This window comes from Roseomonas sp. E05, assembly GCF_030063475.1.
Classification (GTDB): Bacteria; Pseudomonadota; Alphaproteobacteria; order Acetobacterales; family Acetobacteraceae; genus Pseudoroseomonas.
The window spans coordinates 1-14,909 of record NZ_JASIRT010000056.1 but is presented as its reverse complement, the minus strand read 5'-3'; the positions used below and the strand labels follow the sequence as shown (position 1 = coordinate 14,909).

General features: G+C 61.5%; 10 protein-coding genes and 1 pseudogene. 8 read left to right on the top strand and 3 right to left on the bottom strand.

Annotated features, from left to right (window positions below; genetic code table 11):
- Positions 1 to 76: 76 nt before the first annotated feature.
- The gene (locus QMO56_RS25840; protein ID WP_283530399.1) at positions 77 to 4,333 is read right to left on the bottom strand and encodes a RecQ family ATP-dependent DNA helicase; all 4,257 of its coding nucleotides are present in this window, start codon (positions 4,331 to 4,333) and stop codon (positions 77 to 79) included.
- Positions 4,334 to 4,895: 562 nt separating this feature from the next.
- Here QMO56_RS25840 and QMO56_RS25835 point away from each other — a divergent pair.
- The 8 genes and pseudogenes from QMO56_RS25835 to QMO56_RS25800 all read left to right on the top strand — a co-directional run bounded on the left by QMO56_RS25835 (position 4,896) and on the right by QMO56_RS25800 (position 14,187).
- Positions 4,896 to 5,378: a hypothetical protein gene (locus QMO56_RS25835; RefSeq protein WP_283530397.1), complete on the top strand. Its 483-nt coding sequence runs from the start codon at positions 4,896 to 4,898 to the stop codon at positions 5,376 to 5,378.
- Positions 5,379 to 5,633 (top strand): hypothetical protein, encoded by a 255-nt coding sequence (locus QMO56_RS25830; RefSeq protein ID WP_283530395.1) that lies wholly within the window; start codon positions 5,379 to 5,381, stop codon positions 5,631 to 5,633. It begins immediately after the preceding gene.
- A 4-nt stretch (positions 5,634 to 5,637) separates the two neighbouring features.
- Complete coding sequence (locus QMO56_RS25825) at positions 5,638 to 5,985, top strand: hypothetical protein (RefSeq protein WP_283530393.1); 348 nt, start codon at positions 5,638 to 5,640, stop codon at positions 5,983 to 5,985.
- Positions 5,986 to 6,081: 96 nt separating this feature from the next.
- Positions 6,082 to 6,523: pseudogene (locus QMO56_RS25820) on the top strand (transposase); the annotation flags it as partial.
- 831 nt (positions 6,524 to 7,354) lie between these two features.
- Positions 7,355 to 8,590, top strand: a complete 1,236-nt coding sequence (locus QMO56_RS25815; protein ID WP_283530392.1) for a hypothetical protein — start codon at positions 7,355 to 7,357, stop codon at positions 8,588 to 8,590.
- A gap of 23 nt (positions 8,591 to 8,613) precedes the next feature.
- Positions 8,614 to 9,591 (top strand): serine protease, encoded by a 978-nt coding sequence (locus QMO56_RS25810; RefSeq protein ID WP_283530390.1) that lies wholly within the window; start codon positions 8,614 to 8,616, stop codon positions 9,589 to 9,591.
- Between the two features lie 125 nt (positions 9,592 to 9,716).
- Positions 9,717 to 11,576 (top strand): hypothetical protein, encoded by a 1,860-nt coding sequence (locus tag QMO56_RS25805; RefSeq protein ID WP_283530388.1) that lies wholly within the window; start codon positions 9,717 to 9,719, stop codon positions 11,574 to 11,576.
- Positions 11,577 to 11,844: 268 nt separating this feature from the next.
- Complete coding sequence (locus tag QMO56_RS25800; RefSeq protein ID WP_283530386.1) at positions 11,845 to 14,187, top strand: MHYT domain-containing protein; 2,343 nt, start codon at positions 11,845 to 11,847, stop codon at positions 14,185 to 14,187.
- 26 nt (positions 14,188 to 14,213) lie between these two features.
- Here the strand turns inward: QMO56_RS25800 and QMO56_RS25795 are convergent, their stop codons facing one another.
- Both QMO56_RS25795 and QMO56_RS25790 read right to left on the bottom strand, forming a co-directional pair.
- The gene (locus tag QMO56_RS25795) at positions 14,214 to 14,360 is read right to left on the bottom strand and encodes a hypothetical protein (RefSeq protein ID WP_283530384.1); all 147 of its coding nucleotides are present in this window, start codon (positions 14,358 to 14,360) and stop codon (positions 14,214 to 14,216) included.
- 16 nt (positions 14,361 to 14,376) lie between these two features.
- Complete coding sequence (locus QMO56_RS25790) at positions 14,377 to 14,784, bottom strand: hypothetical protein (RefSeq protein WP_283530382.1); 408 nt, start codon at positions 14,782 to 14,784, stop codon at positions 14,377 to 14,379.
- Positions 14,785 to 14,909 lie beyond the last annotated feature (125 nt).

Below are 14,909 nucleotides of genomic sequence, written 5' to 3'. Positions count from 1 at the left end.
ATCCGCAGGCGCGCTCGCCCGGCGGAACGGCTCCGGGCGGGCTACGCCCACCCTCCGCCGCACCGCCGGGCGCTCATCATAATTGCCGATTACCGCTCATCGTAATCGCCGGGCGCCACCAGCTATTCCGGCCAAACCGGCTCAGCAGTTCCAGTAAGTCCGGGATACTAAGTAGCCGGGCGGGCTCACGGCGCAGTTCGGCCACAAAGATCTGCATCTCGCGCAGGCGCCAGATGCTCGGCAGGCTTTGATTTGCTAGCTCGACCGGGATACCGAGCGCCTCTGCGTAGCTACGCACCGGCCCCAGCCGGCGCCAGTCGCGAGAAATGATCGCGCAGCGTGACCAGCTCCAGTCGGGATCCAGACGCGACAGGCGCAGGAGCTCGTCTACCGCCGCGACAGCCTGCGCCGTATTGCCAGGCCGGCATTGTAGAAGCTGCACTCGCCCCTGTGCTACCGGATCGAGCGCAGTCAGTGCGCCGCCGGGCCGATCTTTCTCCCGCCTCCGATTTATGATGATGTCATGATCGCGCTTCATTCGGGCAGTTGCCGGGGCGATCACCGAATTGGCTGCGTCGATAATGTTGCGGGTTGACCGATAGTTCTCGATCAGGAACTCGGGCTTCGCTCTGTAGTCGGCTTCGAATTGGCGAATGAAGCGCACAGAGGCCCCCGTGAAGGCGTAGATATTCTGGTCATCGTCGCCCACAGCAAAGAGGCTCAGCCGCAGGTCCGGATCTTCGAGAGAGCGGCCCGCAACGGCCGAGATTAGCGCGTACTCCTTGGGGCCAATGTCTTGATACTCGTCGACAAGAATCCAGCGATAGCCTTGGATTAATGTATCGCGCTGCGCTTCAGCCTCGTCCTTGCTCAGACCATCGCCGCTCAGTAGCCGAACCGCCTCGTCGAGGATCCCATCAAAGTCGCGGGCGTCAACAGAACTCCCGGCGAAGCTTACGCCGACCAGGCGCATCGCCAGCGCATGGCAGGTCGAAACCGTGACACCGATAGCATCATCGCCGATCAGATGCCTTAGACGCACGCGGATCTCTGCTGCCGCATGGCGATTATAGCTGAGGACAAGAATGCCGCGCGGGTCTTCGCGCTTCACACGAATCAAATAGGCAATTCGATGGACAAGAACCCGCGTCTTGCCGGAGCCGGGACCAGCGAGGACCAGAACGTTGGTCTGCTCGCGATCATCTGAGACGATCTTCTGCTGGACTGGGTTGTCCAGCGCCTCAACGATCGCCTTCCAGGACGCACCGGTAGTCCGGCGCCGGATCTCTGTCCCTTTCCCCGGCAGCCACCGGTCCAGGAAAGCGTCGCGCTCCAACAAGAAGTAGTCCTCGGAAAGCCGTAGCGCCTCATCCATTGAGACAAGGCCCCTGTCCGCATAGGCGGCCATTACGTGGGTCTGGATCGTTTGCTCATTGTAGTGTTCCTCCAATGGGAGGAAATCCTTCTGCGTGAAGCTCCCGCCGCCGCGGCGCAGATGGACCGTCATCGCCGGGCGGAACACCGTCAGCCCCTTGCCCAACGTCATGATTCCTTGCTCATGTAACCACAACAGTGCGCGCTCCAGGAGCTTGCTCATGTCCCGCACTTCTCCACGCAAGAGGGCGTCGCCGTTCAGGGCTGCAATCAGATCACCCAGGGTGGTCTCAACCTGGAGGTCCTTGCCGCGCGTGCCTTTCGGTATCTTGCTTATGAGATGACCGAGCAGAAGCTCCCCAGCTTGGCGTCGGACGGTTGCGGTTCGTTCTAGCGCGTTCCAGGTCCGTTGCAGTGTCACCAGCAAGGTGTTGCGGGAGTTCTTGCGTAGGTGAATGTTACCCTTTCCACCATCCTCGTCTCGACCGTCGCGGGTCATGCCGCGCAGGAGCTTCTCGATGAGATCCGGGCGGACGCTGGCGTGCCCCGCATCCCGCAGGAACTGGCAGATTTCCGATAGATGCAGTGGCAGGGCTGTGTCGCCAGTGACATCGGGAGAAGCCTCACGCATCAACGCGATCAGGCCGGCTTCCAGCCGCGAGGCCATCTTCAACCGATGCTGGGAGTGTCCCTCAATGCCGACATGCACAAAGACCGTCACCGCTAGATCGTTGCGCACAATCCCGAGCGCCTCGAGATCAGTCATGGCCTTACTTAGCCCGCCGCTCGTCAGCCCACTGACGCCAACCAGCTCATCAGTCGAAATGCCCTGGTCGGGTGGTGCATTCATCAGGTGGCACACGATGTTGAGCAGCTGCTTGTGCCTTGTATTGGTGATGCTGCCCTTTAATCTAGTGAGTATCTCCTCTACCTCCTGCAGATTGCGAACGCGCAGAGACGAGGGGAAGACTTGAACTCGATTCTCCTCTCGGCTCAGCAGTATGGCCTCTTCGAGCCAGGAGATGGCGGTTTTCACGCGCGTATCTTCGGTGGCACTGTCCCGCTCGAACTCCTGATCACGCTCGGCTCGCACGATCTCGCCCGATGTGGCGACTACTTCGCCTGTCTTCCTTGTCTTCTCGTCCAGCCTACGGAGCGCCTTGAGGATTGCACCGATCTCGTGCCTAGCTAGCCGGGAACGCGCGGAAAGCGAGAACTGACGTTCTACGTCGTCGGAGGCGAAGAGCAGGACGCAGTCAGCGTGAGCTCGATCTCGGCCCGCGCGACCGGCCTCCTGCACATAATTCTCGAGGGAACCGGGGATGTCGCCGTGCACAACTAAGCGGATGTCTGGCTTGTCGATTCCCATTCCGAAGGCGTTGGTTGCTGCAATCACTCGCAGTTCCCCGGTGCGGAACCGCTCCTGGATGCTGCGCTTTTCATCGGGGAGAAGACCCGCGTGGAAGCGTTCGGCCGCAAGCCCCTGTTGTTGCAGGAAGTCCGCGACGCGCTCCGTTTCCCGTCGTGTCGCGCAGTAGACGACTGCTCCCGAGCCACCATCGGAGGGCAGCTTCGCCCGGATTACATCGAGGATATCCGTCAGCTTCGCGCTCTTCTGGGTGGAGCGCACCTCGAATGTCAGGTCGGTGCGCACTGACCCGCCGTCGAGCAGCATGAGATCCGTGCCCAGACGGCTACGAAAATGGTCCCGGATATCCCAGACCACATCTGGTTTTGCTGTGGCAGTCAGGCAGAGGATTGGCGCGTGCGGCTGATCGCCGGAGAATTCCTTGATGAAGCGGCTGACGTACCGGTAATCGGGCCGAAAATCGTGGCCCCACTTCGAGACGCAATGCGCTTCGTCCAACACCCAGATTCCGACCTGCCGCTGTGCCAACGTTGCGCGCACCGAAATGCTGCGCAACTGCTCGGGCGAGATGAGCAGAATCGCCGCTTCGCCCAGACGCACCTGGTCAAGCGCATTCTGCCTCTCGGGCATCGAGAGCATGCCATTGACCGTGACAGCTGATGAGATGCCGGCCCGTTCTAGACCCTGCACCTGATCGGTCATCAAAGCGACAAGGGGTGAGACTACGACTGTTAGTGCACCGGTTCTGTCAAACTTGGTGAGTGCAGGGACCTGATAGCAGACTGACTTCCCCGTGCCAGTGGGTAAGATGCCGAGGACACTTTGTCCCCGCATTGTCTGGTCGACGATACACTCCTGCAGCGGGCGCCCCATGTTATCGGTGGGCTGCGGGCGGAAGCCTTCGAACCCAAACCATCGAGAAAGCGCCCGCACTGGATCGCTTGTTTCGCGGCACCATACGCAGCTGGATCTGTCGCAGACCATATCGCGCAGCTGTTGGACAATCAGCGCGGCTTCGCGATGCTGGGCGCGTACCCAGGGCGGCATGACGGAGTTACCGCCGGCAACAGAGATCCAGGACAGTGCATAGGCCATGGGCCAGCCCTGCCGGGGCGAGGAAAGTTCCTCCACGGTTCGCTTAGTGCGGCACTCGCAGGCGCGGCCTACGAGCAGCCTCCGAATTGCCTCATATGCCTCCGCAATGGGCGGCGCTGCGGCCGTACGAACATAGCGAAACACGGCGTCAAAGCCGCCAGAGTCCTCCATCCGCGTGGTCAGGAAATGATAGGCGGTCACCACGTCGGGTTCTTCTGCGTTCAGGTGACACAAGGCGTCGATCTGGTTTTGCAGCACCTGAAAAACTAGACGTGCATCTAACTCGGGGTCGTTCACGTGCCCCGCCTGTAAGCGACCGTCGTGGTAGTGTTTTACTAGATGGTGATAGGGATTGCGCGGGAAGGCGAGCGGGTTAAGCCATAGCGTGTCAATCGGCGCGCGAGCCAACTTCGCCAGCATGGGCCGGGTTGCTGCAAGATGCGGAAGATCATGGCGCAAGATGTTGTGGCCGATGAGGTGATCAGTGTCGCGCAACGCCCGTTCCAACTGGTCCAGGGCGCTTCCCAGTTCCCCGCTTCGCGATTGGATTCCGGGTGCATCGCCGTGTCGAACTGCGGCGAAAGCGAAGATCCGGGCGGTTTTGGGATCCACCTCAAGGTCAACGGAAACACATCGCGCCAGAAGCGTGTGCAAGGGGAGAGGCATAGTGAGCGACGCGTCCGATCTGAGACTTGCCCGCAGGCTGAGGCAATCATAAACAAAAAGGAACAGTTAGATCAATATGTCGTGAAATTGTCCTTGCTCGTCGCTCCGCCCTGCCTGGGCTCTGTCTAGCCCCTGACTGTTGATTGATTGGGTCCGGACGGCCGCCCTTCGTCTTTTCGGGCCATCCTCGTTTCCACTTCGGTGACCTAGTTGAGATGTGGAGTACATCCGCTTGCTTCCGGTATTCCGGGCCAGCAGCGGATGGCTTTCAGTATCTTGCGAAGACAAAGGGTCTACGACGGGGTGTTTGTCCCCCATCACCGGTGCCGCCGCTGCCAGCGCCAGGTCCCGCTGGACGTGAAGAACGAATCGGGAACATACTGCGCGCGCCATGACCCACGCGCCGCTCGATCCCCAGACCCTGTACCGGATGCGGGAGACGATCCGCCGCCGCCTGGAGGAGGGCGCGACCGTCCGCGAGGCCGCTGCCGAAGCGCGGGGGATCGCCAGCGGCCGGGAGCCGGGCCGCGATCCCCGGCAGATTGACGCCGCTGTGCACGACCTGCTGGCCGAGATCGACGCGCTGCTGCCCGACCTGGCGCCCGTCGAGCACGATGGGCGGACCTATCGCGCGGTTGATGACCAGGAGGTCGCCTCTGCGCTGGCCTATGCGCTGGCCTTCGACGAGCGCGGCAAGCGACGGAAGACCGGCTGGGAAGGCATGTTCACCAAGATCGCCGCTGCCTCACTCGCCAAAATGCTCCGGCGGTCGAACCTGATTGTCTTCCAGGGGCCACCGACCCCGCACCACACCGGCGGCGACTATCGTGCCCCCGGAAAGAGCCAAGCCACCCGGACGAGGCGGGGCGGCTGAATGAGCTTTTCGCTCGTCTACACGGTTGGGCCTGACACCGATCAACAGCGTGGGCCGGTCGAGGTCCTCAAGGAGGACGTTCCCGACCGCGGCACGGCGCTGACCCGGGCTCGCACGCTGATGGCCGATGCGCGGATCTATGGCATCCACCTGCACGGCGACGACGGCAGCATGCTCGACGATGTGGAGCTGGCCCGCGAACTGCGGATGAAGCTGCGCCGGCGGATCCCCTACACTGACCAGCCGCCAAGCTGAGGGCGTGGCCCATACGGTCACGCGCCCGCAGGCGCAGCGCCGCCTGCACGCCGAGCCGCTCACCGCCTGGCGCGGCTGGCTGGTCTATGGGCACTGCGCGTCTGGCCACGCGCCCGGTCCCCAGACCGTGGAGGCTCTCCTGGCTTTTCCGGATGGGCCAAAGACCATAGGGCACCTGCTGCATCGGCTGCGCTGCCCGCAATGCGGAGCGCCGCCGGAAGGGCTGGCGCTTCGGCGGAATGTGCAGAGCCAAACCTGGGTGACCGTGCAGCTGCCGGCGCATCTGGAGATGCGGCGCGACGAACAGACCGACCTGCCCGGAACGGTGCGCGTGGAATGGTGGCGGCGCTGAGAGACGGCGCCGTGCGTGGCAGCGAGCTATGGCGGGCCGAAACCGCCCGGCAGCACGGGAAATGCGGGAGAACCAAGCTGCCCGGAGCATTGACACAAGCGCCACATCGCGGTGGATACCGATGCCCGCCTGCTGATGGTCATCCTGACAGCGGCCGACGTGCAGAACGCGCCCCGGGGCCGAGCAGATCGTCAAGGCCGTCCGCAGGCGCTGGTCCTGACTGAGGCATCTCTTCGCCGATGGCGCCTATGACCATGGAAAGCTGATGAGCGCCGTTGCCTACCGTGACTTCGTCATTGAGGTCGTGCGCAAGCTGCCGGATCAGAAAGGCTTCCAAGTTCTGCCACGCCGCTGGCTGGTGGAGAGGACCTTCGGCTGGATGACCCGCTGGCGTCGCCTGGCCCGCGATTACGGGCGCCGCTCCGACGTTTCTGAAGCCATAATCCACGTCACCATGGGCGCGCTCTTGATCAGGCGCATCGCTCATCCTCAAACAGGCACTAAGTGGCAAATGTACATCTTGCAGGCTGCGCCTTGAATTACAGAATTGTGAACGAGGGTCAATATCGCTCAGTCTTGGCTTTTCGGTGCGAAACAGAAACAATCAGCTTGCCGGGGCGTCTCAGCTGCAGATCTCCAGGCAAGCGATGGCGATTCGAGATGTTTGAGGAAGTCACTATGCACGCGCCGTTCTCTGGCCGTCTGGAGGAGATCTCATTCTCCTTGCGTCTTCAGTCTGCGGCCGAGATATCCTGGCAAGCAATGGTGCCGGCATTCAGTCAGACCCGGGCCGGTGCTACAATCAGTGTGAGTTGGCAGATGATCAGGATGGCAAACGCCATTTCATACTCGATCAGGCCATGAAGTGGCTCGGCGAGGATTATGCGCTGAGATTCATGCACGTGGAACGCGGCAAGCTCGGTGGATTCCTGACCAGTCTTTCCGCTTTCTCCTCGGGCGTGTGTCCGAGGCATAGCAGGTGATTCACACCACGAAACCTCCTGCACTCGAAGGGTGCCATAAACGTCCAGAGCAAGCCTCGAATGTGTCGCTGGCTGATTGTTGCCCAGGACTCTTCTTGCGCTGGGCGCCCCAGGTCAGACGAGGAAATGCAGCTGGAGCTTTCGCGCAAACGTCCGAATGGAGGCCATCGCCCGGCTGTATGCTCTTCGCATTTTCCGAAGCTGGCTTTCGATATGACTGCATATGCTCAAGCGGGTTCACTCTTTGCAGTATGCAGAAAAACCGCAGCCATTCGGTATGCGGGCGAAGATTGCCAGACGGAGCGGGGATCGCCTGCGCGGTTGAGAAAGGTGCAAGTTTGGCATCACTCGGTGGCCACCCAAAGGCTAGTTGGGAGAACTAAGAAATGAGTGCTATTCTGCCTGACGGCCTGTACCTACGGGCAGTGTCTGTCCTGTTGTCCGCAGGAATTCTGGCAGGTTGTGCGGTTGTATCAAGTGGGGAAACCGCGCCGGGAACTCGACCATCCGGTCCTGGTATCCTGTATTCTCTGCCGCGCGCTGATCTGGTCATGACTCTTACCGATCGGGATGGTCAGGCGGTTATCACGGTCAGCCAGCCAAATTACGGCGCGGATAACAACTATTCGTACTTACTGCGATATAACTCGAGCCCATTCTCACATGATACTGTCAAGGTTGAATTGGACAAGGATACGAGATTGCTCTCCCTTGTCGATGTGAAGGCTGAGGACCGAACGCGGGATGTGTTGATCGAGCTAGCAAAAGCTGTAGCGCTCTTCGAAGCTGCCGAGCAGGAGAATGATCAAGTGCTGATCAAGCTGCGGGTCGATCCTGCGGACCAACTGTCCGTTGATCGTTTCGTGGCGGCGGCAAACAGGGCGATGAGTGTGCATGGAAGCCTAAAATTCAAGGAGAAGAAATGCGCCCCGTCCAGCGTCAGTTTGCCTTGTTCGGGATACGAGCAGATGAGGAATGGTGCTGGTCTGCGTTTGGATGTAGTGCGTCCACAACCCTATTTCGCCGCTCCCGCAGATTGTACCGTCGGCATCTGCTATCGCGTTGCAATGCCCTACCGCCTGTCAGTGTCATTTGCAAACGGAGTATCTCAGGAAGAGCAAGTTTATCTGCCTAATGCAATGCCGCCAGTCGCAATCGACGTAAGTAGGTCTGCGTTTGTTACTAGCACCACAAAGCTAACTTTTCAGAATGGCATGCTTGCCACAAAGGAGTTTGATAAACCGAGCGAGGCTCTTGCAATAGCTTCCACGCCGGTTGAGATCGCCAAAGCTGTGCTCACAGTCGTGACCGATTTTATAAAGCTTCGGATCGATCAAACCAGTCAGGCAACGTCTTTCGCCGAAGCAGAAAAGAAGCGGTTGGATGCCGAGCAGGCGTTACGCGACGCCGTAAGCAACAGAGCGAATCGCGAGGCTGCTTTGGCTGCAATGCCACTTCTTGTCGTTGGAAGTCAAGGAACAGCGCGCAGAAGATCGCTGCCAGGTGTCACTCCAGGACAGGTGCGTCCCGAAGGAGCGCGAGAAGCTCCTGCGCCTAGTGGCGCACTTCCTGGACCGGTATTGCTGGACCCAGGATCCTTAGGGCAGGCGGCGTCGCCCTGAAGGCGATAGAACAGGAGGGCGTGGTGGATATATCAGGAAAGCAAAATAGGGATAAACGGTCGCGGAAGGAGCTGAAAAATGTTGCCGCGTTGAAGCAAGTGGAGTGGAGCTATTTCGATTCGCCTCAGCCTTCAACCGCATCTGGCACGGATCAGTATGGATGGACGCCACTGGATCTGGAGCATGTCTCTAGGTCCTACATGGAAGAGACAAACGGGGGTGGCCAGGTCGAACCTGTGCCTGGGTTCCGATCCCGTCGAGCATTGACCGAGGGCCTCTCCCAGGGCCAGCCGGATCCGGGACGGATTGGGCTGAGGGTGCTGCGGCCGGAAGTACGCTTCGGAACGGACGAGCGAACCGAGATCTCAGAGACAGCTAGCATACCGTGGCGATCAATCTGCCACCTCATGATTAGTGGCCCGGATGGTCGTTCGCTGAACGGTACCGGCTGGCTTGCAGGTCCAGATCTGGTGGTAACGGCGGGCCATTGTGTGTCGGATGCAAGGATGGGAGGAAAAGCGTCGCAAATCACGGTGGTGCCTGGAAGTAATGGCGCTTACCCCCCTCCCTATGGCACTCTGGATGCCGTTGGAGCGACAACGCTTCCAGGTTGGGAGACGTCACAAAATCAGAATTTCGATGTCGGATTCATAAAGCTTCCTAATAAGAACGTGGGACAGCAGCTCGGTTGGTTTGGCACGGCGGTTATCGACGATCTCAACGCACTCAAGGTGATCGTGAACCTCGCGGGCTATCCTGATGATAAACCGCTGGGTACAATGTGGTTTAATTCAGGCAGAATCATCAAGACCGATGCCCACCTTTTCGAGTACCTTCTCGATACTGAAAGTGGGCAGAGTGGATCACCAGTGTTTTGGTCAGGACCGAACGGCCAAAGGATTGCGCTCGGGGTCCATGCTTATGGAGATGGGCGATCAAACAAGGCCTTGAGGATCACCGCGGAAATATACGGCTACCTGCAGCAGCTTCGAGGCTTCTGATCTCCTAAGGTTGCCGAGTCGGGGTTGATCGGCTTTGCCCCGCCGGAGGCAAGTGGTTGCATTTCCAGTCCGCAGTCGAGGAGGACTCACCGACTCTCCTGCTCGCCTTGAAATGGGAGGCTTCGATGAGTGATGCGGCGTCCAATGCGGACGAAAGCGTTGCTGCTCCTGGGCTCGCGGGAGCACAATACACTGCTGTCATCTACTTCCATGGCATGGGCAGTCAGCGGCGCTTTGAGGAGAGTAGCCGCCTTATCGACGGCCTTGATAGTTTTCTCGCCGACAGCCACGCCCAGGGTAATTCTCGAGGGTTTCTCTCGAAGATAGCACCTCGCCTCGAGCCTGCACGTGACGATCCCAGCAAGACGTACACCTTCATACGAGTTCTCTATCATCCCTCTGCGTCCAAGGACGCTCCGAACGCACAAATCCGGTTCTACGAGGTGTACTGGGCGCCATTGATGGTGGGGGAGCGGTCGCCGACCGGTGTGCTCAGATGGATGTTCCGACAGGTCCTTCGCCCCTGGGGAACCTTGACCTCGCCTTGGCGCGAGCGTCAAAGGCTGCGGCGCGCCACGCTCGCGGCTCTTTATGAGGAGCGCCGGCGCCACCCCCCCGGCGTCGAGGCGCGGGACTTCTCAACGCTCGCCCGCCACTACAATGATTTCGAAGGGCCGGATGCCCTTCGCAACTACCGTGAGGGCAGCTTCGACCAGTTCATCGATTTCCTCGCCCGGTGCAACAGCGCGCGGCCGGAGACCGCCAAACGCCAGGAGCGCCTTGCCCGCGCCTGGCGCGACGCCTACCGGCGGCAGGAGATCCTCAACGCCTTCATCTTGCTCACGCTTGCCCTGACCCTGCTGCTCCTCGGCCTGGCCACCACGGCCCTGGCACTGGCGCTTCTTGAGCGCGCGACCACGTTCTTCGCGGATACGGCCCTCGAGAGCCTCTCGGCTCTCGCGCCTCCGACGCTTCAGACGGCCTTCGTCCTTGTGGCGGCGATGGCGGCCTTCTTCGGGCTCAGCAGTTTCCTCACCGAGTATCTCGGCGACGTCGAGGCCTGGGCGACCTATGAGGAGACAAACGAGAAGCACGAGCGGCGCGCGAAGGTCATCGATATTGGAGCAAGCACGCTGGCGCATGTGCTCGGCGACGAGCGCTGCGAGCGCGCGGTTGTCCTTGGTCACAGTCTCGGGTCTTCAATCGCACACGACACACTGCTTTCCGTGCTGCGTTTCAACCGGGCGCGCAACCGCCAGGACCCGATCCTCGGGCCGGTGCCACTGCACAAGGTCGAGCACTTCGTCACTCTTGGAAGTCCGATCGACAAGATCGAGTATTTCTTCGAGAGCTATCGTTCGGAGTTCCACCGGTACCGGCGCGTCGTCGAGTACCTGCGCGGCGATATCTGCACGGAGCCGTTTTGCCGGAATCGCAAACCCTCGATCCATTGGATCAACTTCTGGGACGACGCCGATCCGGTGAGTGGGCCGCTGCATTCGCCGGCCGGGCACCGAGGGTTCACCCAACGTGTGGACAACGTCCATGTCGAAAGCCTTACCTTTCCGAATCCTGGAGCATCGCACCGGGCCTATTTCTTCAATAGCAATGTCGTCGAATGTCTCTTCGGGGTCATCTTTTTGCGATCCTGGAGCTTCCGTACGCTGCCGCGGCGTCAGGGCCAGGATTATGATTGGGAGAGCGCCTATCTCGGGGGACCACTCGACTATCCGGGTCGGCGCCGCGGCTGGCTGCATCTTGCGGCCTTTATCCCCTGGGCGAGCCTGGCGGGCCTTGTGGCCTATGCAGTCGAGCCGGCCTGGGGGCCATGGCCCTGGGCGCCTGCAGGCCTAGCCGCTCTCACTCTTGCTGTGGCATCCCTTCTCAGTAGGGGCCGACGGCCCAGGCGACATCGGTCGCCAGGGAGTTCCTCTGAGGAGGCGTACGACATCGTGGGTTCCACTCCCCCTGCCAGAGAGGATTAGCCCCCGGTTCCATTCCCCACACCATTTCTCTCTTCTAAAGCGCTGATCTCCTTGAGTTTTCTCTCTCAAGGAGGCGCTTTCCCCCACAATTTCCCCCACACTCCGCCTGCGTCAGCTTGATCTAGGATGAGCGTAAGAGCGACCCACTGCCATTCTCTGGCGTGGGCCCTTTGGTCACGGATGCAAGCAATGTTTGAATAACTTCCGCAGTAACTCTACCTGTCTTGGGCGGTGGGTGAACGCTGGGCTGTCCAGAGAGAAGATTAGTATGACGATTGCTGGGACACACGACGCGGCGCTCGTCGCCCTCTCCATCCTGATCGCCATGGCGGCTTCCTATACGGCTCTCGACCTGGCCGGCCGTGTGCGTGCTTCCGGTGGTTGGGCGCGCCACGCCTGGCTCACGACTGCGGCCATCGCCATGGGGGGCGGCATCTGGGCCATGCATTTTGTGGCGATGCTGGCCTTCAGCATGCCGGGCATGGAGGTCAGTTATGATCTCGGCCTCACCCTGCTGTCTTTGGTGGTGCCGATCAGCGCCACCGGGCTCAGCTTCGCGGTGGTAAGCCAGGCGCGCCCAACCCGCATGCTGCTCCTGACGAGCGGCCTGTTGATGGGCCTTGGCATCGTGGCGATGCACTACATCGGAATGGCCGCGATGAGGATGGCGGCCGATCTTCGCTACGCCCATCTGTGGGTTGCGGTATCCGTCCTGATCGCGATCGGCGCCGCGACAGTCGCTCTGTGGCTTGCCAAGCAAACCCATCGCGTGGTGACGAAGATAGCGGCCGCGGTGATTATGGGCGTCGCGATCTCCGGCATGCACTATGCCAGCATGCGGGGAGCTGTGTTCACGGCGCACGCCAGCGTCGACATGGCGCATGGCTGGACAAGCCTGAACCAGGCGGCTGTTGCGCTTGCCGTGGCGGCTTCGACCTTCCTGATCCTCTTCCTCTCCCTGGTCGCGGCCATGTTCGACCGCCGCTTTGCCGTGTTGGCCGAGCGCGAGGCGGCGGCGCTGCGCCGGAGCGAGGAGCGCTTCCGCTCGCTCTACCGGCGGACGCCGCTCCCGCTTCATTCCCTCGACCAGGAAGGCCGGATCGAAGACGTGGCGGAAGCATGGCTCACGATGATGGGCTACCGACGCGACGAGATCATCGGACGGCCCTTCATCAACTTCATGACCGAGGCGTCTGCGCGGCAGTTCGTGCAGTCGGACTGGCCGCGGCTTCTGCAGCAAGGGGAACTCAGGGACGCCGAATACCGGGTTGTCACCAGGTCGGGCGAGTTCCTGGACGTCGTGGCCTCCGCCCGCGTCGAGCTGGAGGAGCAGGAAGGTGCGCCGCGCGTCCTGGGCGGGCTGACCAATGTCACCGAGCGCAAGCGGGTGGAGGCGGCGCTACGCCAGTCCCAGAAAATCGAGGCCATCGGCCAGCTCACCGGCGGTGTGGCGCACGACTTCAACAATCTCCTCGCCGTGATCCTGGGCAACCTCGAGCTCCTGCAACGGCGTCTGCCGAACGATCCCAAGGTGGCGCTTCTCCTGGAGAATGCTCTGCAGGGGGTGCATCGTGGTGCAGGGTTGACCCAGCGCCTCCTGGCCTTCGCCCGCAAGCAGGATCTCAAGCCCCGCTCGGTGGATATCCCGGAGCTCGTGCATGGAATGGCGGAGCTGCTCCGGCGCTCAGTCGGGCCAATGGTGCAAACCGAGGCACATTTTCCTTTGCCCCTGTCTCCTGCCCATGTGGATGCCAATCAACTCGAGCTGACCCTACTCAACCTCGCGGTCAATGCTCGCGATGCGATGCCAAACGGCGGCACGCTTAGCATTTCGGCGTCCGAACAGGCGGTGCTTCCGGGCGCATCGGATGGCCTGACGCCAGGAAGATACATTTGCCTGACGGTTGCCGACACCGGCACCGGGATGGACGCCACGACCCTGAGCCGCGCCACGGAGCCGTTCTTCACCACCAAGGGCCTCGGCAAGGGAACCGGGCTTGGATTGTCCATGGCTCACGGGCTTGCGGAGCAATCAGGCGGCCGGCTTGTCCTTCGGAGCGAGCTGGGGCGAGGAACTGTGGCTGAGCTTTGGCTCCCGGCGTCCCAAGAGGATCTGAAGCCGCGCCAGTCGGAAGCCGCCACGGAAGGAGCTTCGGTCATTCCGCAGACCGCGCCGCTCACGATCCTCGTTGTCGATGACGACGCCCTGGTCCTGGCCAACACGGCCGCGATGCTGGAGGATCTGGGCCATGCGGCCTTGCAGGCCCCCGGTGGGCAGGAGGCGTTGGCGCTGTTGAAAGCGGGCCATCAAGTCGATCTCGTCGTGACCGACCAAGCCATGCCGGGGATGACAGGCACTCAGCTGGCCACAATCCTCTCATCCGAATATCCGGACTTGCCGGTCCTGCTGGTGAGTGGTTACGCAGACCTGCTAGGTAGCACCGACAGCGAACTCCCAAGGCTGAACAAGCCTTTCCATCAGGCCGCGCTCGCGCAGGCGGTCAACGCTGCGGCGGGGACCGCGGAGAGAGCAACTGTTATCCCGTTGCACGGTCCGCGCGATCAAGGGTGTGGCGTTTCAGCCGTTCGCCGGAGGCTGCCTCCTTCGTGAGGTGTCTTACGCGTTCTGGGGAAGTGTCATTCCTGGCGTCGCTCCGCGCCAGCCTCGATAGACAGCGCCTCCGTCCGCGTCCGCTGCCCGCGCCGGAGGGCGGTCGCAGCGCGCCGCTGGTTCTCCTCAGTCGCCTCCAGCATCAGCACCCGCGCCAGCTTCGGATCCAGCATGGCGTGGGCCAAAAGGTCAGTGATACGTCCCCTGCGGGGTGCGCGTCGTAGCGTTGCCGTCGTCCTCCAGGACGAACAGCCGATCTGCAGAGCTACCAATCGGCATGGAAGCAGGCGGGGCCCGGCCCTTCAGGGCGTCCACCTGCTGCTGCACCAGCCTGGCCGAGCGCGCGGCCTGCTGGAGCGCCTCGTCGCCGGGATAGCCGCCGGGTAGGCCCGCGATGCCGAGTGCCTGCGCCTGCTGCCATGCCTGAGCATAGGCGCTGGGCCGCTGCTCTGGGGACAGCGCGAGGAGCGCCTGGGACTGCTCCCCGACCCACTGCACATGCTCGACGGTGCGCTGCCTCTGATGTTCATCCATTGCTTCGAAGGCGGCCTTGAAGCGCAGCGCCTGGTCCGGGTCCACCACATCGAGTTTCAGCATGCCGCGTGGAGTTGCCCCCATCAAACCGGACACGGGGCTGGTTGAGACTGGGCGCGGATGAACTCACGGGGTGAACACATCCGCAAGCCCTTGTGGGGGTGGACTTCGTTGTAGTCCTCGATCCG